Annotated in this window: 17 protein-coding genes; 4 read left to right on the plus strand and 13 right to left on the minus strand. The window is 63.8% G+C overall.

The features are described from left to right. Window positions 1-42: 42 nt before the first annotated feature. Together HY836_RS01670 and ppk2 are read left to right on the plus strand one after the other, a co-directional pair. Window positions 43-2970, plus strand: a complete 2928-nt coding sequence (locus HY836_RS01670) for a PAS domain S-box protein (protein WP_290672940.1) — start codon at window positions 43-45, stop codon at window positions 2968-2970. A gap of 108 nt (window positions 2971-3078) precedes the next feature. Next, on the plus strand, window positions 3079-4317 hold the full coding sequence (gene ppk2 / locus HY836_RS01675; protein WP_290672942.1) for a polyphosphate kinase 2: 1239 nt from the start codon (window positions 3079-3081) through the stop codon (window positions 4315-4317). A 9-nt stretch (window positions 4318-4326) separates the two neighbouring features. Here ppk2 and HY836_RS01680 read toward each other — a convergent pair whose 3' ends face one another. The 9 genes from HY836_RS01680 to HY836_RS01720 form a co-directional block, all read right to left on the minus strand. Beyond that, a complete protein-coding gene (locus HY836_RS01680) occupies window positions 4327-4824 on the minus strand; it encodes a DUF4442 domain-containing protein (RefSeq protein WP_290672944.1) in 498 nt (165 codons plus the stop codon). A 38-nt stretch (window positions 4825-4862) separates the two neighbouring features. Further along, window positions 4863-6275 carry a DUF1501 domain-containing protein gene (locus HY836_RS01685; RefSeq protein ID WP_290672946.1) on the minus strand — a complete coding sequence of 471 codons (1413 nt, stop codon included), beginning with the start codon at window positions 6273-6275 and terminating at the stop codon, window positions 4863-4865. A gap of 13 nt (window positions 6276-6288) precedes the next feature. Next, window positions 6289-7968, minus strand: a complete 1680-nt coding sequence (locus HY836_RS01690; protein WP_290672948.1) for a DUF1800 domain-containing protein — start codon at window positions 7966-7968, stop codon at window positions 6289-6291. 105 nt (window positions 7969-8073) lie between these two features. Further along, a complete protein-coding gene (locus tag HY836_RS01695) occupies window positions 8074-9492 on the minus strand; it encodes a DUF1501 domain-containing protein (protein ID WP_290672950.1) in 1419 nt (472 codons plus the stop codon). Window positions 9493-9508: 16 nt separating this feature from the next. Then, window positions 9509-11308 (minus strand): DUF1800 domain-containing protein, encoded by a 1800-nt coding sequence (locus HY836_RS01700; RefSeq protein ID WP_290672952.1) that lies wholly within the window; start codon window positions 11306-11308, stop codon window positions 9509-9511. Window positions 11309-11421: 113 nt separating this feature from the next. Beyond that, window positions 11422-14745, minus strand: coding sequence for a carboxyl transferase domain-containing protein (locus tag HY836_RS01705; protein ID WP_290672953.1), 3324 nt, complete (start codon window positions 14743-14745; stop codon window positions 11422-11424). A 102-nt stretch (window positions 14746-14847) separates the two neighbouring features. Then, a complete protein-coding gene (gene metE / locus HY836_RS01710; protein ID WP_290672955.1) occupies window positions 14848-17130 on the minus strand; it encodes a 5-methyltetrahydropteroyltriglutamate--homocysteine S-methyltransferase in 2283 nt (760 codons plus the stop codon). A 122-nt stretch (window positions 17131-17252) separates the two neighbouring features. Continuing rightward, window positions 17253-17498, minus strand: a complete 246-nt coding sequence (locus HY836_RS01715) for a hypothetical protein (RefSeq protein ID WP_290672957.1) — start codon at window positions 17496-17498, stop codon at window positions 17253-17255. A gap of 146 nt (window positions 17499-17644) precedes the next feature. Further along, window positions 17645-18013, minus strand: a complete 369-nt coding sequence (locus HY836_RS01720; RefSeq protein ID WP_290672959.1) for a hypothetical protein — start codon at window positions 18011-18013, stop codon at window positions 17645-17647. Window positions 18014-18176: 163 nt separating this feature from the next. Here HY836_RS01720 and HY836_RS01725 point away from each other — a divergent pair, with 163 nt between their 5' ends. Further along, window positions 18177-18752: a YceI family protein gene (locus HY836_RS01725; RefSeq protein ID WP_290672961.1), complete on the plus strand. Its 576-nt coding sequence runs from the start codon at window positions 18177-18179 to the stop codon at window positions 18750-18752. A gap of 22 nt (window positions 18753-18774) precedes the next feature. Here HY836_RS01725 and HY836_RS01730 read toward each other — a convergent pair whose 3' ends face one another. The 3 genes from HY836_RS01730 to HY836_RS01740 all read right to left on the minus strand — a co-directional run bounded on the left by HY836_RS01730 (window position 18775) and on the right by HY836_RS01740 (window position 22372). Then, window positions 18775-19665, minus strand: a complete 891-nt coding sequence (locus HY836_RS01730; protein WP_290672963.1) for a plasmid replication/partition related protein — start codon at window positions 19663-19665, stop codon at window positions 18775-18777. A 146-nt stretch (window positions 19666-19811) separates the two neighbouring features. After that, a complete protein-coding gene (locus tag HY836_RS01735) occupies window positions 19812-21026 on the minus strand; it encodes an acyl-CoA dehydrogenase family protein (protein ID WP_290672965.1) in 1215 nt (404 codons plus the stop codon). A 35-nt stretch (window positions 21027-21061) separates the two neighbouring features. Beyond that, window positions 21062-22372, minus strand: coding sequence for an acyl-CoA dehydrogenase family protein (locus HY836_RS01740; RefSeq protein ID WP_290672967.1), 1311 nt, complete (start codon window positions 22370-22372; stop codon window positions 21062-21064). Between the two features lie 206 nt (window positions 22373-22578). Here HY836_RS01740 and HY836_RS01745 point away from each other — a divergent pair, with 206 nt between their 5' ends. Further along, window positions 22579-23565 (plus strand): AraC family transcriptional regulator, encoded by a 987-nt coding sequence (locus tag HY836_RS01745; RefSeq protein ID WP_290672969.1) that lies wholly within the window; start codon window positions 22579-22581, stop codon window positions 23563-23565. A 12-nt stretch (window positions 23566-23577) separates the two neighbouring features. Here the strand turns inward: HY836_RS01745 and HY836_RS01750 are convergent, their stop codons facing one another. Then, window positions 23578-26571 (minus strand): EAL domain-containing protein, encoded by a 2994-nt coding sequence (locus HY836_RS01750; RefSeq protein ID WP_290672971.1) that lies wholly within the window; start codon window positions 26569-26571, stop codon window positions 23578-23580. Between the last annotated feature and the right edge of the window lie 75 nt (window positions 26572-26646).

Consider the following 26646-nt stretch of genomic DNA (forward strand, 5'->3'; position numbering starts at 1 on the left):
CATAATCCCGTGATCCCCTTTCCACAGGGGAGGAGCACATGGATGCAGGTCACGCGACGAACGCTGTTCAGCCTTCGGGCCACTGTGGGCTACGCCGTGTTTGCCGGCGCCTGGATCCTGCTGTCGGACCGGGTGCTGGAGCTCTTTGCCGACCCACATGCCCTGGCCAGCTTTTCCACGCTCAAAGGGCTGGTCTTCATCGCCGTGACGGCCGCCATGCTGTGGGTCACGCTGCAGAATGCGCCCTCCGAGGTCGACGTCCACCTGACTGATGCCCCCCCCAGCCAATGGACGTTGACGGGCATGCTGTGGGGCGTCATCCCCCCTGTGCTCGCAGCCGCCATCCAGTGGGCCTTCTGGGAGCAGATTGATCCCTACGCATGGCTGCTGGGCTACCCCGCCGTCTTCATGGCAGCCTGGCTGGGCGGGTGGTTCTCAGGTTTCCTGGCCACCATGCTGTCTGCCGCGCTGAGTTGGTACATCTTTGTGCCACCTTACCTGTCCTGGCAATTGGCCAAGCCATCCTGGATCGTGGCCATCGGCGTGTTCTTTGCCATGGGCATGCTCATGAGCATGATGGTCGAGTGGCTGCGCAGGTTGGAGCACCGCTCCAGCAACCGCAAGTTCGAAGCCCTCGTCGAGCAAACCCTGGCGGGCATCTACATCATTGAGGGCAATCGATTTCGTTACGTGAACCCGGCTTTCGCCAGGATGCTGGGCTATGACGATCCTGATGACATCGTCCACCGTCTGCCCGTGAGCGCCCTGGTCTCGCCCCGGGACAGGGAACGCGTCAATCAGCATCTGCAGGCCCGCTTTGACGACCCCAGGCAGGAGGTTCAATATGGCTTCACAGGTCTGAAGCGAGATGGCTCGCCCATCGAGCTCGAAGTGCATGGGCGGGACCTGAAGACTTCCTCCGGGCATGCCGTGATCGGGCTGGCACTGGATGTGACCGAGCGGCGACGCACCGAAGCCGCCTTACGCCAGAGCGAGCAACTGCTGCGATCCGTGATCGAGGGCACCACGGATGCCGTCTTCGTCAAAGACAAGTCTGGCCGCTATCTGATGGTCAACCAGGCCGCCAGCGACATGGCCGGCATCCCGATCGAACAGATCATCGGCAAGGACGACCGCGAGTTGTTCGATGATGACTCGGCAAGGAAGATACGCGAGGTCGACCTGGCCATCATGCAGTCAGGAACGACGCAAACAGCGCAAGAGCACCTGACCTTCCGCAACGGCCAACACCACACCTTTCTGGTGACCAAGGGGCCCATCAAAGATGACACGGGACAGTTGACCGGCATGTTCGGCCTATCCCGAGACGTATCGGACATGATGGCCGCCCAGGCCGCCCTGCGCGACAAGCAAGCCCTGCTTGACCGCATGAGCCTGCTGGCCAAGGTCGGTGGCTGGAGCCTGGATGTAGCGACCATGATCGGCACCCGCACGGACGGCGCCGCCCGCATCCTGGACCTGGATCCCGCGCACCCTGAGTCACTGCGCTTCAAAGATGGGCAACGCTACTTCCAAGGTGCGCATCTGGACAAGATCATGCAGACCCTCCATCGCGCGGTCACGGAAGGTGAGTCGTACGCGCTGGAGTTGGAACTGATCAGCGCCAAGGGTGTGACCAAGTGGATCCGCACACAGGGCGAACCCATCATGCAAGACGGCCGGGTGGTGCGCATCGAAGGCGCCATTCAGGACATCAGCGAAGTGCATCAGGCGCGCACCGCACTGCAGGCCCATCAGGAACACCTGGAACAGATGGTCCAGGCGCGAACGGCGGAGCTGGATGTGGCGCGCCAGGAAGCAGAGCAACTGGCGCGCATCAAGAGCGAATTCCTGGCCAACATGAGCCACGAAATCCGCACGCCGCTCAATGGCGTACTCGGCCTGGCTCAGATCGGTGCGCGCGAACACACCGGCTCGGCTCGCGAGGTCTTCGAGCAGATCAACGCGTCAGGCCGGCTGCTGCTGGGCATCATCAATGACATCCTGGACTTCTCCAAGATCGAGGCTGGCAAGCTGCACATCGAACTGCACCCCCTGCGCATCCATGACGTGCTGACGCGCGCGGCCGCCATGGTGCAGGAGCGCGCTCGCGAAAAGAGTTTGCCGCTGCTGATCGAGGTGGACGACACCGTGCCCGCCTCGTGCGTGAGCGATGCCCTCCGGCTGGAGCAGATTCTGCTGAACCTGCTGTCAAACGCAGTGAAGTTCACGGCACAAGGCGAGGTGCGGGTGAGGGCCAGCACCAGGGCCGACCTGCTCGTGATCGATGTGATCGACACCGGCATCGGCATGACACCTGCGCAAGTCGGCGGCCTGTTCAGGCCCTTCGAGCAGGCCGATGGCTCCACCACGCGCCAATATGGCGGCACAGGCTTGGGCCTGACCATCTCCAAACGGCTGGTCGAGTTGCTGAATGGCCGCATCCAGGCCTTCAGTGAACCGGGTCAAGGCACGCGCTTCGAGGTCAGCCTGCCTTTGATCCCGACGACCACTGCGCAGGCGCCGCCACTCCCCCTCGTGGATGCATCGACACCGGCCGATGGACGGGCTGCGGGGCGCCTGGCAGGCCTGCGCGTCCTGGCGGCCGAAGACAACCTGGTCAACCAGATGGTGCTGTCGGAACTGCTGGACTACGAAGGCGCGCAAGTCACCATGGGCGACAGCGGCCTGGCCGTGATGAACCACCTCACGCAAAGCGGGCCCCAGGCCTTCGATGTGGTGCTCATGGACATCCAGATGCCCCAGATGGACGGCTACGAGGCTACGAGGCAGATCCGGCAGATCGCACCGAACCTGCCCGTGATCGGCCAGACGGCGCACGCCATGTCGGAAGAGCACGCCAAGTGCCTGGAGGCAGGCATGGTCGATCTGGTCGTCAAACCCATTGATCTCGAAGCACTGGTTCAGACCATCCTTCGCCATGTATCTGGCGCCAGCGCGGGGGCCTGAAGCGGCAATTTGCACGCGAAATGCTGCACTACTCCGCTTATTCATTCCTTGCCCTGAGCGAGCCAAAGGCGTAGCGTTGTCGGATACCAAAAACACCACGACAACGCCATGGACAAATCCTCGATTGCATCCCGCAAGACGACAGACCCATCAGTCGGCAAGACCGCCGGCAAGGCCAGGCCGGCCGGCACCCGCACTGCGGGCAAGACGTCCGGCAAGGTGGCCCGGACAGCCAGCGCCACAAGCCGTGAAGCACCACGGCGGGCCAGCAAAGGGGATGTGATCACCGCCAGCACGCGCCAGCGCATCGAGGCCGTGGTGACCAGGCAAGCCACCGAAGGGGCGCAGCAGGCCAAAGTGGCCGCCTTGCACGACATCGTCCGCCAGACCCCACCGGACGATCTCGCCCAAGCCCTGGATGCCGTGCTCAAGGGCGCAGCCCCAGACGACGCCGCGGTGTTGCGCGCGGCGCTGATGGGCAAGCTGGAAAGCACGGCCCCAAAAGGCAACCCCGACGATGAACTGGCCCCGCACTGGCGCGACGCCACCACCTACCCGTACAAGAACCTCATGGTGCGCAAGAACTATGAGAAGCAGAAGTACCGTCTGCAGGTGGAGTTGCTCAAGCTGCAGGCCTGGGTGAAAGCCACCGGCGCCAAGGTCGTGATCCTGTTTGAAGGGCGCGATGCGGCCGGCAAGGGCGGCACGATCAAGCGCATGATGGAACACCTCAACCCTCGTGGTGCACGCGTTGTGGCCTTGGAAAAACCCAGCGATGTCGAGAAAGGCCAGTGGTACTTCCAGCGCTATGTGCAGCACCTGCCCACGGCCGGCGAGATCGTGCTGTTCGACCGCAGTTGGTACAACCGCGCCGGCGTCGAACACGTGATGGGCTTTTGCACGCCCGAGGAATACCGCGAGTTCATGCGCCAGGCACCCGAGTTCGAACGCAATCTGGTGCGCTCAGGCGTGCACCTGATCAAGTTCTGGTTCTCGGTGAGCCGCAAGGAGCAGCGCCGCCGCTTCAAGGAGCGCGAGACGCATCCGCTCAAGCAGTGGAAGCTCTCGCCCATCGACCTGGCCTCGCTCGACAAGTGGGACAGCTACACGCATGCCAAGGAAGCGATGTTCTTCCACACCGACACGGCCGACGCACCGTGGACCGTGATCAAGAGCGATTGCAAGAAGCGCGCACGCCTCAATGGCATGCGCTATCTGCTGCACAAGCTGCCCTATGCCAACAAGGACCTGAGCAACGTGCCGCAACCCGATCCGCTGCTGGTGGGGCGCGCCAACGTGGTTTATGAGCGGGGAGAGACGCCAGCCGTGGCGCACGACGAGAATTGATCGGCGCGGTCAGTTGCGTTTTTTGGGCACCCAGGCCCAGATCATTTCGCACTGGATGGGTTCCTGACCGGACTCGTCCGTGATGGTCACGGGCACGGTCACCTCACCCTTGTCCTGCGTGAGGATCTGCTGGATCTGTTCGGGGCGCAATTGCGCCACGGCCTTCATGTCGCCCACCGAGCGCTTGAGGTAATCCACCTTCAGCGTCTTGATCAGGGGCAACTTGTCGTCGGGCACGTTCATGCCCACGCAAAAGCCCGTGGCCGTTTCAGCCAGCAAGGCCATGGCCGCGGCATGCACGCCCTTGATGTGGTTGCGCACCTTGCGACGGTTGCGGATGCTGACCACCACGCGCGCGTTGCTGATCTCTTCGAAGCGCAGGCTGGCCGTGCCCACCAATGGCACCACATTGCCCAGGATGAAGCTGGTCAGCCAGGGGCTCAGGTTGCCAGGCAGGCCCTGAAGCTTGGCGACGGTGCGGCTGAGTTGGTTGGGCTTGCTGCTCATGCGGACTCCATGTGAACTGGGGTCGCATGGTAGCGGATTCAGAGCGCCTGGGGCGCCGTTGGAAGCAGAAGACTAGCCAGAACTTGTGGGTCAAATGATGACAGATGGGGGGCGATCAATGCACGTTGATCAACGCCACTCACGCCCATCCAGTTCGCCAATGCGCCTGCCAACTGGTCCACAGCCATCGTAGGCAGCAAGCGGCCCTGGCCGATGTCCTGCGCGCCGTTGAGCCCTGCGTCAGGTAGCGCACCGTAGAAGCGCCCGCCTTGCACGGCCCCACCCAGCACCAGGTGATGGCTGCCCCAGCCGTGGTCCGACCCATCGCCATTGCTGCTGAGCGTGCGCCCGAAATCGCTGGCCGTGAAGGTGGTGACACGATCGGCCACGCCCAGTTCGTTGGTGGCATCGGCAAAGCTCTTGAGCGCATCGGCCACCTGGCCGAGCAAGACCGGATGCTGGCTACCCAGGTTGTCGTGCAGATCAAAGCCGCCCAGCATCACGAAGAACACCTGCCGGCTCAAGCCCAACTGGCCGCGGGCCGCCACCATGCGCGCCACCATCTTCAACTGCGCAGCCAGGCGATTGCCTGCCGTGAAAGACGTGCTCATGGGCTGCACCCCGGCCAATGCGGCGCTGAGCTCGGCCTGGGCCTCCACGGCACGGCTCATGGTGCGCGCGTGCATCTGCGCCATCACATGCGTGCTGCCAGGCTGGGTCACCACACGCCTGAACAGCTCGGAACATGCGGCCGATCCGTACATCAGGCCATCGGCTGCCCGCAAAGGCGCAGGCCCCGCCAGATCCAGCGTGTAGGGCGTGCTTTGATCACCCGACAGGAACACCGCATTGCCCGCCATGTTCACGCAGGTGAAAGCGGCCTTGCCATTGCCCGACATGAACAGATCACCCATGCGCCCGCCCCAGCCCGATTGCGCCCCCTCATGCGCATGCGACTGCCAGACCGATTGCTGGTCATTGTGCGAAAACAGCTTGGGCGGCAAAGGCAAACGACGGGCGCGAAAATCGTCGAGCGTGGTGGGCTGAACCAGCGGGCCGATGTTGAGCAAGACCGCCAGCTTGCCCATGTCGAAGTAAGGCTTGATCGGGGCCAGTGCCGGAGCCAGGGCCATCTGCCGGGCATCGGGCAAGGCTTGCGCTGGCGTGAGCGCGGTGGCCTGCAAACTGGCTTGCGTCACGGCCAGTGTAGGCCGTGCCGCGCTGTAGCGCAGGTAGCTGGGCGTATCGAAGGGGATCAGGGTGTTGGCCTGGTCATTGCCCCCTTGCAGGAACACGCACACCAGCGCCTTGTAATCATTGCTGGATGACGAAGCCGCCGCCGCATCGGCCATGGCCGCGAGATTGAAGGCCCACGGTGCGGCAGACCCCAGCATGGACAGGGCACCTGCGCGGCGAAGGAAAGCACGGCGACTCGAATGGATGGCAGACATGTCCAGCGCTTTCTCAGACTTGAACCAGGTACTCGGGCGAGCACAGCACGATCAGCATCGCCGTGATCACGCGCCGCAAGGCACCATCGCTCTGGCTCATGGGCAAGGTGGTGATGGCGGTCACCAGATCGGAGACCAGCCCAGCCGACAAGGCCCGCCCCGTGAACACGAGGTTGATGCGGTCGACCAGCGCCGCCGGATCGCTGGCCAATGGCAGCCAATCAGCGTAGTCGGGTTTCACACCAGCCGCGCCAAAGGGCAGCACCTGAAACATGAAGTTGGCGTAGCCGATCACCGTGCACTCATCGGTGATCTGGAACTCGGGGGCTACCAGCCCTTGTTGCGCCAGGGCCGACTGCGGCGGCACATACGCAGGCCGAAAGAAGTTGAACACCGACGGTGATCGCATCGGGCTTTGCCCCAGCCTGTCGGAGGCGGACAAGTCACCCACGTTCCACAGGCCATCGGTACATTGCGGCCGCACCACGCGCGCCCACTGCAGGAAACGCAGCACGGGCTCACGCAACTTGCCTGTGACGTCGCTGCTCATGGGCGACAAGCCCAGTCGCACCTCGACATCCAGCAAGATGGTACGGATCACGGCTTTCATGTCGCCCCGCACACCCTGCCCGTTGTCCTGGAACACCGCGGCCACGCGACCCACGTAATCCGCGCTCGGGTTGCTGCTGGTCAGGCGCTGGATGAGCCGGCGCGCCACGAAGGGCGCCGCATTGGGGTGCTGGCAGATGGTATCCAGCGCCATCTTCAAGGCCTGCTCACCCGGCGTGCTGCCGGCAATGGTGGTACCCAGAAAGGTCTTGTCTGCTGCGCTGTGGGCGGCCTGATTGAAGACCATGGCGCGCTGCGTGTAGGCGGGGCTGCTGGCATCGAAGCGATCGAAGTCCCAGCCAGTGAACACGCGCGCCAGGCCGGTGATGTCATCGTTGCCATACGTTTCGGTCGCCTGCCCGTTGGCGCCCAGTTGGGGCGTGCCGTCAGGCTGCAATTGCACCAGGCCGATGGTGAACAGCTGCAGCAACTCGCGCGCAAAGTTCTCATCGGGCCGGCGGCCCAAGGCATCCTCCTTGCTGCTGCCGCGCATGCTGAGGTACACACCCATGGCCGGGCTCAAGGTGATGCGCTCGATCAGCGTGCGGAAGTTGCCGAAGCACTCGGCCTCCAGCAGATCCCAGTAGGCGGCACACGCGAACTGCCCCCAGGGCACCGGCATGTTGCGCACCGACACGACGAAGATCTCGGAGAGCGCCAGCACCACGCGCTGGCGCAAGGTGTCCGGGCTGTTGAGCAGGCGAGACCAGATGGCGTTGTCGATGCCGACATCGGTGGACTTGTACTGTGCGGCACCGAAGCCCTTGGCCATCATCCAGCCCCAAAGTGAATCGGAGGCCGGCATGGCGAACTGCTGATCCAGCCAGGCATCCCAGCCCAGTTGCGTCAGTTGATCGATGTCCTGGGGGGTGGCCGCCAGGGTGGCCTGCCCCAGAAAGCGTGCGGCGCTGTCGGGCATGGGCGGCGGCAGCTGATCCGGCGTGCAGGCGGACAAGCTCGCCACAGCCAGTACAGCACGGGTCAGCCCCGTGGACGCAGATCGCAGCGAGGCTGCTTGCACGCCAGCGGGCAAGGACTCGCCGGACGGCGATGCCGATTCAAACCGACCGCATTGCACATCCATTAGCCGATCCCCGCTTCACATTCAAAGCCGCGAATCTACGCACATTCGGTCTGCTTGTGCGGCTCAACTCGTCTCAAGCCGCAAACAAGCGCAACCGAATGTTGATCAAAATAGATTGGCCGATGGCGACGCGCCAGGGAATTTGGCCAGATGCGGTGCGATCTGTTGCAAAGCCTTGGGGTCTGTTACGCCCATCCAACCTGCCAGGGAAGCCGCCAGATGATCGACCGACATCGTGGGCAACAAGCGCCCCTGGCCGATGTTGTGCGCGCCGGTTTCGTGGTCGGACACGTCCGGCCATTCGCCGTAGAAGCGCCCACCTTGCACCGCGCCGCCCATCACCAGATGGTGACTGCCCCACCCGTGGTCCGAACCATCGCCATTGCTGCTGAGCGTGCGCCCGAAATCGCTGGCGGTGAAGGTGGTTACCTGCTTGCTCATGCCCAGATCGGTGTTGAACTGCAACAGGGCGTCACCCAGCTTGCTCAGCAGATCCTGATGCTGCGTGCTCAGGTTGTCGTGCATGTCAAAGCCACCCAGAGACACGAAGAAAACCTGGCGCTTGACACCCCCGTTGCCCCCCAGCTTTTGCTGCGCCGCGATGATGCGGGCAACCGTGTTGAGCTGATAAGCCAGCGGATTGTTGCCACCAGGCGCCAGGGCCTCAGGCTTGCTCACCTGATCCAGTTGGGCTCGCAGCAACTCATTGGTGACGATGGCACGGCTCATGATCGCACTGTGCTCCTTGGCCAGCCTGTGCACACTGGGCTCTTCGGTCTGAGCCAGCTTGAGGAAGGCATCGGTGCAGGCCTGAGAACCAAACACATTGGCCGCCGTCTTTGCCAGCAAGGCATCGGGGCCGTGCGGATTGACCATGAACTGCTCGGCCTGCGCACCAGCCACGAAGACGGTGTTGCCCGACAGGTTCACACAAGTCAACGATGTGGCCGCATTGCTGGCCAACCAGGCATCGCCGATCAAACCGCCCCACCCCACGGTAGCGCCCTCTGCCGAATAAGACTGCCAGACCGACTGCTGGTCATTGTGCGAAAACAGCTTTGGAGGCAGGTCGACGCTACGCGACAGGAACTGCTCGCGACTCGTTGGCTCAACCAGGGGCCCGATGTTGAGCAGCACGGCCAGGCGCTTGTCCTCGTTGAACAGCTTGCTCAGCTTGCTCAAGCCTGGCGCCAGAGCCAGTTGCCGCCCGTTGAGCCCAGCCGATGTAGAGGGCGTCAAGTGGCTCTGCGCCATCTGGTCCAAGGGCAAGGCCAGCCCGCCTCGCAGACGCGCGTACAGCTGGTAGCCGGCATCGTCAACCGGCACGATGGTGTTGCCCTGGTCATTGCCGCCTTGCAGGAACACGCAGACCAGCGCCTTGTAGTCATCGGTCTGATCGGCTTGCGCGGCGGCGGCCTCGGCGAGTGCGGCCAGGTTCATGGCCCAAGGCACCGTCAGGGCGCCCATTGAAAGGGCACCGCTGCGACGCAAAAAGCCACGGCGATTCAGCTTGTCATGGTTCATGGTGGGATGGTCTTTCTCAACGTTGAACCATGTAGTCAGGCGAGGTCAGCATCAGGAAGAACGCTGCCTTCACGCGCACGGTCAGATCTGCATCCGTGACCGCGGGCAGGCTCTGGATGGCGTTCACGATCACGTCCACGGTCACCTGGGCCAGCGCCCTGCCCGTGAGCACCAGGTTCAACTGGTCAACCAGTTGCTTCGCATCCGGTGCGTAGACCAGCCAATCCTGGTAGTCCACGGCGATGTTCACTTCGGGTGCGCCACCCATGTGTCGCAGCATGAAGTTGGCATAGCCAATGACCGTGGACTCGTCGGTGATCTGGAACTCCGGCGCCACGAAGCCATCGGCATTCACCCCTGATTTCAAGGGCACATAGCCAGGCCGGAAGAAGTTGAACACCGATGGCGAGCGCAAGGGGCTTTGCCCCAGGCGATCGGAAGCGGACAGGTCCCCCACGCCCCACAGGCCGTCGGTTGACTTCATACGGGCCAGACGGCCCCATTGCACGAAGCGCAGCATGGGCTCGCGCAACTTGGAGCGTCGCACGGCCGCATTGCCAGTCAGTGGATCACGCGCCAGGGGATCGGTCAGCACCGCCGTGATCACCGCCTTGAGATCGCCTCCCGTGTCCTTGAACACCTGGGCTACGCGTGACACATGCAAGGGCTCGGGATTGCTGCTCACCAGGCGCTGGATGAGCTGCTTCGAAATAAACGGTGCCACATTGGGGTGTGCGCAGATGCCATCAAGCACCTGCTTGAGCTCGTCGGCCGGTGTGGCCGCACCAGCCTTCACCTCAATGGCATAGGGCTTGCCAGCGAAGATGGTCTTGGCTGTTGCATCGTGCAGGTCGCCATGCGCCACCATGGGCCTGGCGGTGTAGTCAGGCGTGGTGTCGGCGTCATAGGCGGGCACGCGGAGCGAATCCATGTCCCAGCCTGTCATCACCTTGGCCAGCTGGGTGATGTCGTCGTTCGTGTAGGTTTCAATCGACTGACCTCGACCATCCTTGGCCAGCGTGCCATCCTGGTTGAGCATGTACAGCCCGATCGTGAACAGCTGCAGCAGTTCGCGCGCATAGTTTTCATCGGGGCGTCGGCCCGAAGTGTCATCACCCTTGCGGCTACCTCTCATGCTCAGGTAGACCCCCATGGCAGGCGACAAGGTGACGGCCTCGATCAACTGCCGGAAGGTGCCAAAGCAGTGCGACTCCAGCAGATCCCAGTACGCCAGACAGGCGAACTGCCCCCACGGAATCGGCATGTTGCGGATCGACACCACGAAGATCTCGGACAAGGCCAGCGTCACACGCTGACGCAGCACGTCATCAGCGGTGAACAAGCGGAACCACAGCACATTGTCCAGACCGTAGTCGGAGCCCTGGTAGAGCTTGAACGAGCTTGTCAGGCGCAGGTCATGGCCCAGCTGCCAGGCGGTTCTGTCTTCTGGCCGGCTGGCGTTCGCGTTGCGCGCAGGCTTGGCGAACTGGGCATTCAACCAGGCGCGGTAATCCAGCTTGCCAGCCACCAGCGCGGAAATGTCATCTGGGGTGGCGCACAAGCCGGCCTGAGACAGGAAGCGCGATGCGGCATCCTCATCGGTCAACGGCACCGCTGGCTCGCCCGTAGATGGATCGGCGGGAGAGGGATCAGGAGAGGGTGCGGTCGGGGCTGGGTTGCCACCGCCACCACCGCACCCCGTCAAAGACGCGCTGACCGCCACCACGGCCGCTGCCCCCACCCAAGCATTCAATGGCGACGCCGCGCCCGCCGATGCATCCAGCTGCACCGGGCCGTTCTCCCTGATATCGCTCATCGTTGTCGCTTCCCTGTTCGATCAGGCGCGACTCTAGCGGATTCAAACGGGCGCTTCAATGACTTGTCCGCAAAGCCCCGCCCCCTGATTGAGGCCTGCATCAGGATGCAAAATCACCAGGCATCCACAAAGGGGCGTTTGCGACCATCGCGCGGCGCCACGGGCGGCATGGCCGCCAGCCCTCGCACCAGCCAGCGACGGGTGTCTGCGGGGTCGATCACGTCATCGAGCTCCAGGTGCGCGGCCATGTTCAAGGCCTTGCCTTTCTGATAGGCCGCCGCCACCAAGCCATCGAACAGCTGTTGACGCTGTACCGGGTCTTCGATGGCATCGAGCTGCTTGCTGAAGCCCAAGCGCACCGCGCCTTCAAAGCCCATGGGGCCGAACTCGCCGGTGGGCCAGGCCACGGTGAAGTCCGGTGCCAACAGGCTGCCCGCCGTCATGGCCTGCGCGCCCAGGCCGTAGCCCTTGCGCAGCACCACGGTGAAGTAAGGCACGGTGATGCTGGCCGCCGCCAGGAACATGCGCGAGAAATGCCGCACCGTGGCCGTCTTCTCGGCATCGGGCCCGACCATGAAGCCCGGGGTATCGCACAGGACGATCAGCGGGATGTCATAGGCATCGCACAGCTGCATGAAGCGCGCGGCCTTGTCGGCGCCGGGCGCATCGATGGCGCCGCCCAGGTGGCGCGGATCGTTGGCGATCAGGCCCACCGGGCGACCTTCGATACGAGCCAGCGCCGTGATCATGCCCGGCGCAAAGTCGCGACGCAGCTCCAGCACGGAGCCGGTGTCGCACACGGTGTGGATCACGTCGCGCACGTCATAGACGCGGGTGCGCTTTTCGGGCACCACGTGGCGCAAGCTGCGCTGATCGGCACAGTGCCAGTCGGTGGTGCGGCCCTGGAAGTAGCCGATGTACTGCTTCGCCACCCGGGCGGCGTCCTGCTCATCATCCACCACGATGTCGATGACGCCATTGGGCGCCTGCATGCTCACAGGGCCCACCTCTTCGGGTGCAAACTTGCCCAGGCCGCCGCCTTCGATCATCGCAGGCCCGGCCATGCCGATGGTGGTGTCTCGGGTGGCGATGATGACGTCACAGCAGCCGGCCAGTGAGGCGTTGCCGGCAAAGCAGCGGCCATTGACGATGGCGATCGTGGGCGCCTGACCGCTGAGGCGAGCCAGACCCAGGAAGGTCATGTTGTCCAGCAGGCTGACACCGGGGTATTCATCATTGGGCCGGCCGCCACCCCCTTCTGCCCACAGGATCAAAGGCAACTGACGCTGCAAGGCCAGGTGCAGCATGCGGTCGGTCTTCTTGTGGTTGATGATGCCTTGCGTGCCGGCAAACACGGTGTAGTCGTAAGCCAGCACCATGCAGCGGCCGGCCTGCTCGCCAAACTGATCGGCATTGACCGTGCCCAGGCCGGCGATCAGACCATCTGCCGGGCTGCGCTGGATCAGCTCGGCCTCCTTGTGGCGGATGCGTTGCGAAGCCAGGGCCAGTGCGCCATATTCAATGAAGCTGCCCTCGTCCAGGAAATCGGCCACGTTCTCACGCGCTGTACGGTGCCCCTTGGCATGCCGCTTGGCCACGGCATCAGGGCGGCGTTCATCCACCGTGACAGCATGCCGCTCGATGACCTCGGCCAGATCGGGCCTGATGTGATCGGGGTCGAGTGCCTGTTCGCCAGACGCATGTGCCTGGCCATCGTCGGCAGAAGGATCGATGGCCAGCAAGGCTTGCCCTTCGTTGACCACGGTCCCGACTTCGGTCAGCACGGCCTCCACGCGGCCACCTTGCGTGGCCAGGATCTCGAACTCCATCTTCATGGCCTCGATCACCGCCAGCTTCTGGCCACTGCGCACCACCTCACCGGGCTGCACCAGCAGACTGACCAGGGAGCCGGGCACATGGGCCTTCACGGCCACGCAGCCCTCAGGCAACGCGGCCCCGCCTGCGGCACCGGCCTGTGGATCGGCGTGCCAGGCATGTTGCAGCTCACGAGGGCGAGGCTGCTGACTGGTCGCCTGAAGCAGGCTGCCCACATGCAAGGCCAGCCAGCGTGTGCTGACCTGATAAGCCAGCAGATCCGCATGCGCCAGCAAGGCCTGGGCAAACGCGATGTTGTGGTCCACGCCATCCAGACGAAACTCAGCCAGGGCACGGCGCGTGCGCTGCAAGGCGGCATCGAACCCTTGCGGGTGATGCACGATGACCTTGGCCAGCAAGGTGTCAAAGCCCGGGTGCGGCTGCATGCCGGCATGGCCGCAACCATCCACCCGGATGCCCGGGCCGGCCGGCGGTTCGTAAGCGCGGATGGTGCCGCCAGCCGGCAGGGCCTTGCCATCGGGGCCCATGCGCTCCACGTTGATGCGCACCTGAATGGCCGCTCCACGCGGGCGGGCGATATCGGCCTGCTGCACCTGCAAGTCGGCCAGAGTCGCCCCCTGGGCCAGGCGCAACTGCGTCTGCACCAGATCCAGGCCGGTGACGGTTTCGGTCACGGTGTGCTCGACCTGCAGGCGCGGGTTGGCCTCCATGAAGTAGAAGGTGCTCGATCCTGGGTGGTCCAGGTCCAGCAGGAACTCGAAGGTGCACAGGCCACGCAGCTTCACGGCTTGCGCCATCGTCACGGCGGCATCCAGCAAGTGCTGGCGCAAGGCGGGATCCAGATTAGGTGCCGGCGCGATTTCCACCAGCTTCTGGTGGTTGCGCTGCACGGTGCAATCACGCTCCCATGCATGGCTGACGGCGCCTGTGCCATCGCCCATCACCTGCACCTCGATGTGGCGAGCTCGCAGCACCAGTTGCTCGATGTACAGATCGCCACGCCCGAAAGCGGCCTGCGCTTCAGCCTGGCAGCGCTCGAAACTGGGCGTAATGTCTTCAGGCTTGTCGACGATGCGCATGCCCCGGCCACCACCGCCCGCCAGCGCCTTGATCATCACGGCGGCATGGCCCTGGGCCGCTAGCTGTTGATAGAAGGCCTGCGCCTGGCTCAAGGTGATGGCACTGTCGATGCCCTCGGTGACCGGCACCTTGCAACGGCGCGCCAGCGCACGGGCCTGGGCCTTGTCACCCAGTAAATCGAGCACCTCGGGCGCAGGGCCCACAAAGGTCAGGCCGGCTGCGGCACAGGCGCGCGCAAAGTCGGCGTTCTCACTCAACAGGCCGTAGCCAGGGTGCACATGGGTACAACCCTGGGCCAGCGCGGCGGCCACCACCTGCTCGATGTGCAGGTAAGCCGGCACGCCCTTGCCCGGCAAGACCTGCACCGCATCCATGTGACTGGCATGAAGGGCATCGTGTTCATCCTGCGCGACCAGCCCAACGGTGCGCCAACCCAGCTCGAAGGCGGCTCGGGCAATGCGGATGGCGATCTCGCCGCGGTTGGCGATCAGAACAGCGGGCTGGGCAGCAGATTCAAGCATGGTGGCGTACTGTGAACAGGCAGAGATCGGGAAGACCTCGATCCTATCCGCTTCACGCCACCCATCACATACACCGCATGCATGCGCATGTATGCACGGCGCTCATGCCTGAGCCAGCCGCTGCCTCATGCGCTGTGCGGCCTGCACCATGTTGCCCAGCGCGGCTTCGGTCTCGGGCCATCCACGGGTCTTCAAGCCGCAGTCCGGGTTGACCCACAGGCGCTCGGGCGGGATCACCTCACAGGCTCGCTCCAGCAACTTGAGCATGGCGTCAACGCCTGGCACACGTGGCGAGTGGATGTCGTACACGCCCGGCCCGATCTCATTGGGGTAGCGGAACTCGCCGAAGCCATCGAGCAGCTCCATGGCCGAGCGCGAGGTCTCGATGGTGATCACGTCGGCATCCATCGCTGCAATGGCGGGCAGGATGTCATTGAACTCCGAGTAGCACATGTGGGTGTGAATCTGGGTGTCATCACGCACACAGGCCGCCGAGATCTGGAAAGCGCGAACAGCCCAATCCAGATAGCGTGGCCAGTCGGCCTGGCGCAAGGGCAGGCCTTCACGGAACGCGGGCTCGTCGATCTGGATGATGCGGATGCCGGCCTTTTCCAGATCGGCCACCTCGTCGCGGATGGCCAATGCCAGTTGCAAGGCCGTGGTTTCTCTTGGCTGATCATCGCGCACGAAGGACCATTGCAGCATCGTGACCGGGCCTGTGAGCATGCCCTTCATCAGCTTGCCTGTGAGCGACTGGGCATACCGCGTGGTCTCCACCGTCATGGCTTCCGGGCGGAACACATCGCCATAGATGATGGGGGGCTTGACGCAGCGCGAGCCGTAGCTTTGCACCCAGCCGTTGTCGGTGAAGGCATAGCCCCACAGCTGCTCGCCAAAGTACTCGACCATGTCATTGCGTTCGGCTTCGCCATGCACCAGCACGTCGATGTCCAGCGCCTCCTGCTTGCGCACGGCCAGCTCGATCTCGGCGCGGATGGCGCCCAGATAGTCCAGGGCGCTCAGTTCGCCACGCTTGTGTCGCGCACGCAGTTGCCGGATGCCGGCGGTTTGCGGGAAGGAACCGATGGTGGTGGTGGGCAGCAGCGGCAGCTGCAGGCTGTCGCGCTGTACGGCAATGCGTTGCACGAAGGGGCTCTGGCGTTGCGCCATTTCCGGCGTCACCTTGCGCAAGCGTCGTTGCACCAGCTCATGCGTGACGCGGCCGGACTGGCGTCGGGATGACTGGGCTGCATCACTGGCTTGCAAAGCCGGCGCGATGGCCTGCTCGCCGTGGTTGAGTCCCTGTGCAAGGTCCGCTGTTTCCTGCAGTTTCTCGGTGGCAAAGGCCAGCCATGAGCGGATCTCGGCGTCGAGCTTGTCCTCGCTTTGCAGCGACACAGGTACGTGCTGAAGCGAACAAGATGGGGCAATCCACAATCGATCGCCCAGTCGGGCATGCAGGGGCTGCAAACTCGCCAGGGTCACGCGCAGATCGTTGCGCCAGATGTTGCGCCCATCGATCACCCCTGCGGACAACACGGCGCGCTCAGGCAAGGCGGCCAACCAGGCATCGAGCTGCTGCGGCGCCCGCACCAGGTCGATGTGGAAGCCTTGAACCGGCAGCTGGCAGGCCAGCAAGGCATGGTTGGCTGCGGTGTCAAAGTAGGTCGCCAACAGGATCTTGAGATCGGTGTCGGCCAGTTCGTCGTAAGCAGGCTGATAAGCGGCGAGCCAGTTGGCGGGCAGGTCCAGGCACAACGCAGGCTCGTCGATCTGCACCCATTCCACGCCGCGCTGACGCAGGGCCGACAGCAGACCTTGATAAGCCTTGATCACTCGTGGCAAAAGGCTCAGGCGATCAAAGCCCGCAGGGCCCCCCGGGCACTTGGAAAGCCACAGATAGCTGACCGGCCCCAGCAGAACAGGTTTGACCCTCAAGCCCAATGCGCGGGCTTCATCGACCTCTTCCAGCAACCAGTTGACGCCACCGTCGAACCCCGTTTGCGGGCCCAGCTCGGGCACCAGATAGTGGTAGTTGGTGTCGAACCACTTGGTCATCTCCATGGCGGGCTGAGCGGCGTTGCCTCGCGCCAGCTCGAAGTACTGCCTGAGGCTCAAGGTACGCGCATCGAAGCCAAAGCGGGCGGGCAAGGCCCCCAGCGCCGCCGACAAGGTCAGCGTCTGGTCGTACCAGGCGAAATCGCCCACGGTGACGAAGTCCAGGCCGGCGGCCTGTTGAGCCTGCCAATGCCGCTGCCGCAAGCGTTTGCCGACATCCCGCAAAGCGGCCTCATCGATGTCACCGCGCCAGAATGCCTCTTGCGCGAACTTGAGTTCACGTTGCGCACCAATGCGCGGAAAGCCCAGTATGTGTGTGCGAGCCATGCTTCGCCTTCTTCCAAGTTGTCTGAATGCGCCGCAGTGTGCGGACTCGACAACATTGAATCAAGCGACATGTTTTCACTCGAACATGAATGAAATTCATGTCGAGCAAGGAGCAGCAAGCGCTACAGCCTGGCCAGGGCCTGACGGATGCGTTCGACGGTCTGGTCGATGGGCGCGCGGCTCGACACGTCCAGACCCAGCGAACGGGCGATCTGGTTGACGATGGCCGGGTTGAGCGGCAAGCCCCCTTTATCGACTGCGGCAATCAACTGCCGGGCGCGCAACACTTCGGGTAGGCCGTCCTGAGGGCCGTGCCGCCACTGCAGCCACTTGCGCTGAAACCAGGCGGACCAGGGCAAGGCCATCATGCCGGGCTCCGGCAAAAGACAGGCGCAGGCCGAGCCATCGGGCTCGCAAGCGGGCAGGCACAAGGCAAGGTGAGGGGCATGGTGGGCATGATGGGGCTCTGAACGGTATATCGGCTGTCATCCCCAGGGCTTGAGTGCCCGGCGCATCAACCCAAATCGAATTGCGCCCGCAAGGCCTCGCAGAAAGCGGAAGATCCACTGATCGACAAGGTCACAGTGTAACGAGGCGCCCCCGCCTGCTCTGTTTGCGTCCGCACACGGCCCGTAAGGGGGTCGAACACAGGGTGCTCGTTGACCGTGAATTCCTGCTGGGCCTGCAGGTCATGGTGCCACGCGAAGCCCTCATCCACCGGGCCACACTCATGGCCGAATTGTCGGGCAGCCCATGCCAGCACCTGCTCGACCTCCGCATACACCGCACCCACCTGTGCGGCACTGACCGAGGCCATGGCGTCGAAGGTGCCCACCTCTTGCGTGTCTTCGCTGTAGTCAAAATCGAGATACTTCAGGATCATGGGGTGTACTGGAACCATCGTGGCTGCGCATGCTGGCATTGTGCAGCCATCAGCCGGAGCCGGCCGAGTGCATCGCTACCGGCGAGGCACAATGATCTCGCCACGTACGCCCGTACCGGTGCGGACCCCTTCAACGTCAACCCACCTTCAAGCGGAACCCATCATGAAGCATCACTTCGCCCTTTTTTGCCTGGCAGCCTGTACGGGCGCAGCACAGGCCGCACCGGTTTCCTATGTGATCGATCCCAGTCACACGTTTCCCAGCTTTGAGGCGGACCACATGGGCGGCGTGTCGGTCTGGCGCGGCAAGTTCAACAAGTCCTCGGGCAAGGTGGTGATGGACCGTGCGGCGTCCAGCGGCGAAGTCGAAATCGTGATCGACATGGACAGCATCGATTACGGCTTTGACCTGATGAACACCAAGGCCAAAAGCGCAGAGCTGTTTGACACCGCACGCTTTCCGCAATCGGTCTACAAAGGCAAGCTGGAGGGCTTCGTGAATGGCGGCCCCACCAAGGTGTCGGGCGTGTTGAGCATGCACGGCGTGACCAGGCCGCTGACGCTGCAGATCAACTCGTTCAAGTGCATCCCTCACCCCATGCTCAAGCGCGAGTTGTGCGGGGCCGATGCCCTGGCCACCTTGAACCGCGCCGACTATGGCATTGACGCTGGCAAACCCTGGGGCTTCAGCATGGACGTGACGCTGCGCATCCAGGTGGAAGCCGTGGCCGCCGAGTAATCGGCGCCTGATGCGCTGAAGATCAGGCCGACAACTCGGCCACACGGGCCTTGAGCCGGAGGTTCTCGGCCTGCAGGTCCTGCAGGATGCGCTGCAGGCGGGCGATGAACTGCTGGTCCGTCTCGTCCGGTTGCTGGTTGGCCAGAAACGGCTTGGAAGGCGCAGGTTCTTCGCCTTCCTGAGCCGCCTCGCCTGACTCCAGCATGGCACCCACGGCCGCCGCACGCGCCTGGGCCTTGGCCTCGCGGATCTGCTTGGCCGCCTGGCGCAATTCCTTCTTGCCACCCGCCGCTGCAGCCACCTGCTCGTCAACCGGCAGGGTGGCCACGATGGCGGCGGCATTGATCGAGATGTCGCCGGCCTTCACGGCGGCGACCAGCTCAGGGGCGGCGGTCTTCTGGATCTTCTCGATCTGGCTGATGGTCGTGGCGCTGATGCGGGCGGCCTTGGCCAGGGCTTCGCGGCTGGTCAAAGGCTCGGTGGTTTTGGCCGCGGCCACTTGGTCAGTCTGGGTCGCCTCATCGGCCACAGGCGCGGCCGTTGAAGCAACGGCGGCGTCCGGCTGTGTCTGGGCCTGCGTCTGTTGAGCGCGCGCGCTGAGGATGTCCTTCTTGCGCAAGGCCAGCACGCCGCGCTGGAAGTCCGACACGCTGCGGCGCCCCAGATGCTGGTCGATCATCCACAGGTGCACATCCTCCATGGACTTGAAGGCCGGATGCTGGATGGTCTGAAAGGGGATGCCATGCTTCTGGCAGATGCCATAGCGGTTGTGGCCATCCACCAGCACCTCGCCCCACAGCACCAGGGCATCGCGACAACCCTCAGCCAGGATGCTGCGCTCCAGCGCTTCGTGTTCTTCCGGCGTGAGCGGGTCGATATAGGCACGCAGTTCTTCGAGGACCGTGATGTTCATGACAAGTGGGCGGGGTACTGCTGAGGATCGGGAGGGCGCCCGGCAAAAAAAGATGGCGCCACGAGGGGCGCCATTCTAAGTGGCCGGTGCGGGCGCCTTGCGGGCGCGCCTTCACCGATCGACGTGAAACCTGATCAGACGGCTGCTTACTTGAGCTCCGCCGACGATTTGCCCAGCAGACGACGGGCAATGATCAGCAACTGGATCTGCTGCGTGCCTTCGAAGATGTCGAGGATCTTGGCGTCACGCGACCACTTCTCGAGCAAAGCGGTTTCGGTGTAGCCGATGCTGCCTGCAAGCTCCACACACTTGAGCGCCACCTCCACACAGGTGCGACCGGCCTTGGCCTTGGCCAGCGAGGCCTCCAGCGAGTTGGGGCGCGCGTTGTCGGCCATCCAGGCCGCCTGCATGGTCAGCAGGCGTGCCGCTTCGTAATCCGACTGCATGCGGATGTAATCGGCCACGGCTGCGGGCTGGCGGGCTACCGGCTTGGCGTAATCAACGGCCATGCCACAGTCTTTGAGGATCTTGCCCATCTCTTCGATGCAGGCGCGCGTCAGGCCCACGGCCATGGCGGCCACCAGGGGGCGCGTGTTGTCGAAGGTCTGCATGACCCCGGCAAAGCTTTTCTCCGGGTTGATGGACGGATCGCCCATCAGGTTCTCCTTGGGCACACGGCAATCCTTGAGCAGGAAGGCGGCTGTATCAGAGGCACGGATGCCCAGCTTGTGCTCCAGGCGCACCAGCTCGAAACCGGGGGTGCCTTTTTCCACCACGAAGGACTTGATGGCGGCACGGCCCAGGCTCTTGTCCAGCGTGGCCCAGACCACCACCAGATCGGCGCGGTCGCCCGAGGTCACGTAGATCTTTTCGCCGTTGAGCACGTAGTGGTCACCATCCAGCCGGGCCGTGGTGCGGATGGCGGCGGAATCGGAGCCGCAACCCGGCTCGGTGATGGCCATGGCGGCCCAGCGCCCCTTGAAGCGCTTGAGCTGCTCGTCGTTGGCCACCGAGGCGATCGCCGAGTTGCCCAGGCCCTGGCGTGGCATGGACAACAACATGCCGACATCGCCCCAGCACAACTCCATGATGGACAGGGCCGTGGACAAGTTGGTGCCGTTGCGGTTGCCCTGCGACTGGTCATTGGCGTCACGGCGCACGCCGGTGGCACCCGTGCCCCCCACTTCGCTGTTGCCTTCGTTCATGCCGTCGATCACGGCGGCCAGCATGTCGAGCTCGACAGGACGCTCGTGCTCGGCCTGATCGTATTTGCGCGAAATGGGGCGCAGCACCTCGGCGGCGGTTTCATGGGCCTGGCGCACCAGGGGTTTGAACTTGCGTGGAACTTCAAGATGGATCATGGGTATGTCTCGCTAAGGTAGGCAGTAGTCGGGGCTTACAACAGCAGCCCACCTTCCATGAGTGCAACTGAACGCAAATCACGGTACCAACGCTCCACCGGGTGCTCCTTGACGAAACCATGCCCGCCCAGCAACTGCACGCCATCGCTGCCGATCTGCATGCCTTTGTCGGCGCACAGGCGGCGCGCCAGGGCCACAGCCTGACCGAACTCTTCATCGGCGTCGATCAGACTGGCTGCGCGCCATGTCAGCAGGCGCATGCCACCCAGCTCGATGGCCATGTTGGACACGGCGAAGGCCACGGACTGACGATGGCTGATGGGTTCACCAAACGCCTCGCGCTCGTTCACGTAGGGCACGATGTAATCCAGCACGGCCTTGGCACAACCGGTACCCAGCGCGCACCAGGCCAGGCGGCTCAACTGGATGCATTCCTCGTACACGGCCGCGCTGCCCTCACCCAGCAGGTTGCCAGCCGGCACCGACACCAATTCCAGGCGCAAGCGTGCGGCACCAGCCGCGCGCAGGCCCATGCTGCGGTCTTCCTCCACCGACAAGCCCTTGCTGGACGACTCGACCAGGAACAAGGCCGGGCCGGTGCCCTCCAGGTGGGCCGCCACGACGAACAGCTCGGCCGACTTGGCCAGTGGCACCATGGCCTTCACGCCGGACAGCACAAAGCCACCACCGGAGCGCGTGGCACGGGTCTGCAAGACGAAAGGATCGAACAGGGCAACAGGCTCTTGCACGGCCAGCGCAGCAGCAGGAGGTTTCTCGCCTGCAAAGTCAGCCAGATAACGTGCTTGCTGATCTGCGTTACCCCACAGCACCAGGGCGGTGCTCACGGCCGATGGCGCCAGCGCGGCGAAGGCCAGGCCCATGTCACCCTCGGCCATGGCTTCCGCGATCAAGGCATTGGTCACGGCCGAACGCTCGGCGCCCATGCCCCCCAGCGACTCGGGGATGCCCAGCGCCGTGAACCCCAGCTCGGCGCACTGCGCCAGCAAGGCGTCGGGGGCGGCGTAAGCGGTATCGGCGGCCGACGCGGCGGGGCGCAGTTGCTCCATGGCGAAGGTGCGTGCCGCATCCTGCAAGGCGCTCTGGTCGTCGCTGGGCGTCAGGTCAAACAGATCCCCGCCCCCGCCGCTCTTGGGCAGGCGCTGCGGAGAACCCAGGTTCTTGACCGCCTTGAAGGCGCGGTTGGCCGCCGTGACCGTCTTGAAACCGGCCTTTGTACCGTGATAGAGCACTTTTTCGGTAGGTTTGCGCAAGTTGAGCTTGTCAAGTTGGCGATTGGCCGCCATGCGGCTCAAAGAACGCAGGCCGAGACGTGTGAGCGAGGTCATGGGTTGGATAAGATGCCGGATGTGAATGGATGATCTGGCGGCCATCTTGCCGAAAGCCCGCCGCCAGGACTTGCCTTTACGCGCCAGTCCAGTTGACCGGCCTTGCCAGACAGCACAACAACGCCTGCGAATGGCGCCACAGGAGTACCCCCGCTTTGCCGCCCAGGACGCCAGATCCCAACGCTTCAGCCTTGCGCAGCTGGCTGATGGCCGCTAAAAGTGCGGTCGAACAGCGTGGCGTGGATGCCAACGCCCTATTGCAGCAGGTCGGCCTGGACCTGTCCAGCGCCACAGACCCCATGGCGCGCTTTCCCGCCCACCTGGGCCTGGCCTTCTGGCAGAAAGCCCTGGCACAGATCGACGACGAGCTGATCGGCATGGAAGTGGCGCTGCAGCAGTTCATGCCCCTGAACTTCAACGCCCTGGGCTACGCCCTGATGGCCTCGGAGAACCTGGGCCAGATGTACCTGCGCCTGTCCCGCTACGCCCACATCGTGACGGACGCCGCCGACATCCGCTTCGAGGTGGACGAAGGCGCCGGCCGCCTGAGCATCAGCGGCGACACCACCTTGCTGGGAACCGTCGACGACGCCACACGCTGGAGCATCTTCGACTACGCCGTGCTGACCGTGGTGCGCGGCTCACGCCTGCTGTACGGCCGCGATTTCATGCCCCTGGAGATCCGACTGCAGCGCCGCCAGCCCAAGGCGCACGCCAAACTCGAGAAGGTGCTGCGCTGCGTGCCCATCTACGGCAGCGACACCAACACGCTGGTGGTGGACCTGGCCACGCTGAACAAGCCGCTGTCGTTTGCCAATCTGGATGTCGTCAAGGCCAGCGAGACCATGCTGGACCGCTATCAGTCCAACATCAGCGAGCGCCCGTTGAAAGAGCAGCTGGCCACCGTCTTCAAGGAACTGCTGCCCAGCGGTGAGCCGCGCCAGGAAGACGTGGCAGAACGCCTGGCCATCACGCTGCGTACCTTGCAGCGTCGCCTGAGCGAAGAGCAGACCTGCTACCGCGATGTGCTCAACGACACCCGCCATCAACTCGCCTTGAGCTACCTGGCGGGCGAGCAGTACTCGATTGGCGAGGTGGCCTTCCTGCTGGGCTTCTCCGAGGTCAGCGCCTTCACCCGCGCCTTCAAGCGCTGGACAGGCACCTCGCCCCGGGAATGGCGCAATCAGGCCTGAACCATCCGTGGCTCAGATCACCACGGCAGGGTCCAGCCCCTCGAAATGCGAGACCAGGTCGGCAGGCTGCAGTTGCGCCCACTCCTCAATGGCGACGGGCTTGCCAAACAGATAGCCTTGATAGCACGTGCAGCCATGCCTGGCCAGGAAGGCCAGTTGCTCCCTGGTTTCCACGCCCTCTGCCACAGCCTGCATGCCCAGCGAGGCGCTCATGGCCAGAATGGCCCTCACGATGGCCGCATCACTGGGATCGGTAGTGACATCTCGCACGAATGACTGATCGATCTTCACCTGGTCCAGTGGCAGGCGCTTGAGGTAGGAGAGCGAGGAAAAGCCGGTCCCGAAATCGTCCAGCGAGAAGGTCACGCCCAGCGCCTTGATCTGCAACATGCGCTCGATGACCTCGTCCACATTGTCCAGCACCACGCTTTCCGTGAGTTCGATTTTCAGCCGAGCCGGATTCACCTCGTACAGCGCCAACTTGTCGCGCACGACCTTGACGAAGTCCGGTTGCCGGAACTGCCGGGCGCTCACGTTGACAGCCAGCACCAGGTCAGCCGTACCAGCCTGAGTTGCCCATGCCTGCAACTGCGCGCAGGCGGCCTCCAGGACCCACGTACCGATCGGCACGATCAGACCTGTTTCCTCTGCCACAGGAATGAACTGCGCGGGCGAGACGGGGCGCTGACCATGGGGGAACCAGCGCAACAAGGCTTCAGCCCCCACCAGCCGGCCAGCCTGGTTGATCTGCGGCTGATAGAACAGCCTGAATTCCTTGTTTTGCAGGCCCTGGTGCATGGCGGCTTCCATGGCCGAGTACGACTCGATCATGGCCTGCATCTCCGGGCTGAAGAACCGCGCCATGTTACGCCCGGCCCCCTTGGCCTGGTAGAGCGCCACATCGGCCTGCTTGAGCAATTCGTCAATGGTCAGATCCTGGCCCTTGAACAGCACCACGCCTAGGCTGCAGGTCGTGCGGAATCCCCGGCCACCAGTGGACACATTGAATGGCACCTCGAATGCCGCGCGGATCTTTTCGGCCACCACTTCTGCATGCGTGGCCGCCGAGACTTCATCCGCCCCCAGCCCCTCGATCAGCACGACAAACTCGTCGCCACCAAACCGTGCCACCGTGTCTTCCTGCCTCACGCAAGCCTGAAGCCGGGAGGCAGCCTCCACCAGCAACCGATCACCTGCGTCATGGCCTTGTGTGTCATTGAGCGTCTTGAAGTTGTCCAGGTCCAGCATCATGATGGCGCCCAGTTCGCGGCTGCGACGGCTCACGGCCAAGGCCTGCCCCAGGCGGTCGGACGCCAGCCGACGATTGGGCAGGCGGGTCAACTCGTCGTAGAAGGCCAGCCACTGGATCTTCTGCTCGGCCAAGCGGCGAGCAGAAATGTCTCGCACGATGCCCTGGATGCAAGGCCGACCGTCAAGGTCCATCACGCTCAACCACACCTCGGCGGGAAAGACCTTGCCATTGTCCAGTCGACGATGCAACCATTCGAACCGGAGGTCACCCTCGCGCAACGTCCGATCAAGGTATTCCTGCGCCAGCGCTTGCGAATCGCGGCCATCTTCCTGCGTGGGTGGCGACATCTCCACGCCTGGCCGCTTGCCCATGAACACCTGCTTGCTCGGGCATCCAAACAGATCCAGTGCGGCCTGGTTGCACTCGATCATGCCCTCGGGGCCCACCACCATGATCGCATCGCTGATGGAGTCGTAGAGCTTGCGAAACTTGGTCTCCGATCGCTGCATCACCGCCTGCTGGCGTTTTTGCTCGGTGATCTCCTGCGCCGTCCCGATCATCCGACTGACCTTGCCGTGCTCGTCCAGCATGACGCGGGCAATGGACCTGACGTCATGGAGGCTGCCGTCCGGCCATATCACCCTGTATTCGCTGATGAAGGAGGACTTCTGGCGAAGGGCACGCGTCACATCGGCTTCGGCCTGATCAAAGTCTTCCGGGTGAATGGCCTGGCGATAGATGTCCCGACGGGGTGCCTGCTGATGCGGCTCCAGACCCCACACACGCCAATATTGATCGCTCCACCACAGTTGGTCGTTGACGATGTCCCATTCGACACTGCCCAACAAGGCCACCCTCTGGGCCTCGTTGAGCCGGTCCTCGCTGCGCCTCAGGGTGAGCTCAATGTCCTCCCGTTCTGCGTGCATCGCGCCAATCATCAAACCCGTCAGCATGGTGACGGCCATGTAGCTCCACAAGAGAAACAGGCCTGTCTGCACGTCTGCCAGATGGAAGGTGCCCAGACTCAAACCGGTCCCCACAGCGGCCAGCACGGAGAAGCCGAAGCCAGCCAGCGCCGCTCCCAGGCGGTGGAAACGCATCGCAGCCCAGGCTGCCAGCGGCAGGGTCAGGAACGCCATGGGCAGCGACCGATTGGGCGAATCGTAGTCATGCAGGAAGGCGAACCAGGCGGCCACGCCGGCCAGCAAGGCCCAGACCAGGCACTCGCGCGCCCTGCCTCGCAAGGCCTTCCATGCCAAACGAGAGCTCAGCAGCAGCACCGGTGCAGCCAGGAACACGCCAACCGTGTCGCCCATCCACCACGATGTCCAAGCCGAGGGCAGCGCCGTCACGGGCACCAGCCCTGCCAGATACAGACAAAGCACGCCACCGCTCGCAGAGACCAGCATGCCGGATGCGGCTGCCAGCAAGAAGGTCAGCACATGTCGCCGTTGGGCGAACTGCCCGTCAAAATGCAGTCGGTTGAAGATCCAGGCAGCGCAGAGCGGTGCCAAGGTGTTGCCAACCGCGATGCCGGCCGACAACCAGAAGGGTGAAGCCACGCTCCAGTTGACCAGGAAGGCCGCAACATAGACGGCCGGCCACATCTGCCATCCCCAACGGAACAAGGCCGCCACGGCCATGCCTGAAGGCAGCCACACCAAGGTGATGTGGGACTCCGCATACGGCATTTGCAGCCCCAGCCACCCTGAGCACACATACGCCAGCAAGAGCACGAGGCCTTTCTGCCACATGCTCCACATCTCGCCCCGGTTCGGTGCTGTTACAGGCATTGCCTCCTCGGCATTTTTGTCACCCCACAAGGGGTC

It is taken from the genome of Aquabacterium sp. (assembly GCF_016234775.1).
Classification (GTDB): domain Bacteria; phylum Pseudomonadota; class Gammaproteobacteria; order Burkholderiales; family Burkholderiaceae_C; genus Aquabacterium.

Bases quoted from the DNA above. Each gene is read 5' to 3' on its own strand.
- HY836_RS01730 (WP_290672963.1), bottom strand. From the start codon at position 19,665: ATGAACATCACGGTCCTCGAAGAACTGCGTGCCTATATCGACCCGCTC.
- HY836_RS01740 (WP_290672967.1), bottom strand. From the start codon at position 22,372: ATGACCTCGCTCACACGTCTCGGCCTGCGTTCTTTGAGCCGCATGGCG.
- HY836_RS01695 (WP_290672950.1), bottom strand. From the start codon at position 9,492: ATGAACCATGACAAGCTGAATCGCCGTGGCTTTTTGCGTCGCAGCGGT.
- metE (WP_290672955.1), bottom strand. From the start codon at position 17,130: ATGGCTCGCACACACATACTGGGCTTTCCGCGCATTGGTGCGCAACGT.
- HY836_RS01715 (WP_290672957.1), bottom strand. From the start codon at position 17,498: ATGATGGCCTTGCCCTGGTCCGCCTGGTTTCAGCGCAAGTGGCTGCAG.
- HY836_RS01705 (WP_290672953.1), bottom strand. From the start codon at position 14,745: ATGCTTGAATCTGCTGCCCAGCCCGCTGTTCTGATCGCCAACCGCGGC.
- HY836_RS01680 (WP_290672944.1), bottom strand. From the start codon at position 4,824: ATGAGCAGCAAGCCCAACCAACTCAGCCGCACCGTCGCCAAGCTTCAG.
- HY836_RS01735 (WP_290672965.1), bottom strand. From the start codon at position 21,026: ATGATCCATCTTGAAGTTCCACGCAAGTTCAAACCCCTGGTGCGCCAG.
- HY836_RS01700 (WP_290672952.1), bottom strand. From the start codon at position 11,308: ATGAGCGATATCAGGGAGAACGGCCCGGTGCAGCTGGATGCATCGGCG.
- HY836_RS01750 (WP_290672971.1), bottom strand. From the start codon at position 26,571: ATGTGGCAGAAAGGCCTCGTGCTCTTGCTGGCGTATGTGTGCTCAGGG.
- HY836_RS01745 (WP_290672969.1), top strand. From the start codon at position 22,579: ATGGCCGCTAAAAGTGCGGTCGAACAGCGTGGCGTGGATGCCAACGCC.
- HY836_RS01685 (WP_290672946.1), bottom strand. From the start codon at position 6,275: ATGTCTGCCATCCATTCGAGTCGCCGTGCTTTCCTTCGCCGCGCAGGT.
- HY836_RS01725 (WP_290672961.1), top strand. From the start codon at position 18,177: ATGAAGCATCACTTCGCCCTTTTTTGCCTGGCAGCCTGTACGGGCGCA.
- HY836_RS01670 (WP_290672940.1), top strand. From the start codon at position 43: ATGCAGGTCACGCGACGAACGCTGTTCAGCCTTCGGGCCACTGTGGGC.
- HY836_RS01720 (WP_290672959.1), bottom strand. From the start codon at position 18,013: ATGATCCTGAAGTATCTCGATTTTGACTACAGCGAAGACACGCAAGAG.
- HY836_RS01690 (WP_290672948.1), bottom strand. From the start codon at position 7,968: ATGGATGTGCAATGCGGTCGGTTTGAATCGGCATCGCCGTCCGGCGAG.
- ppk2 (WP_290672942.1), top strand. From the start codon at position 3,079: ATGGACAAATCCTCGATTGCATCCCGCAAGACGACAGACCCATCAGTC.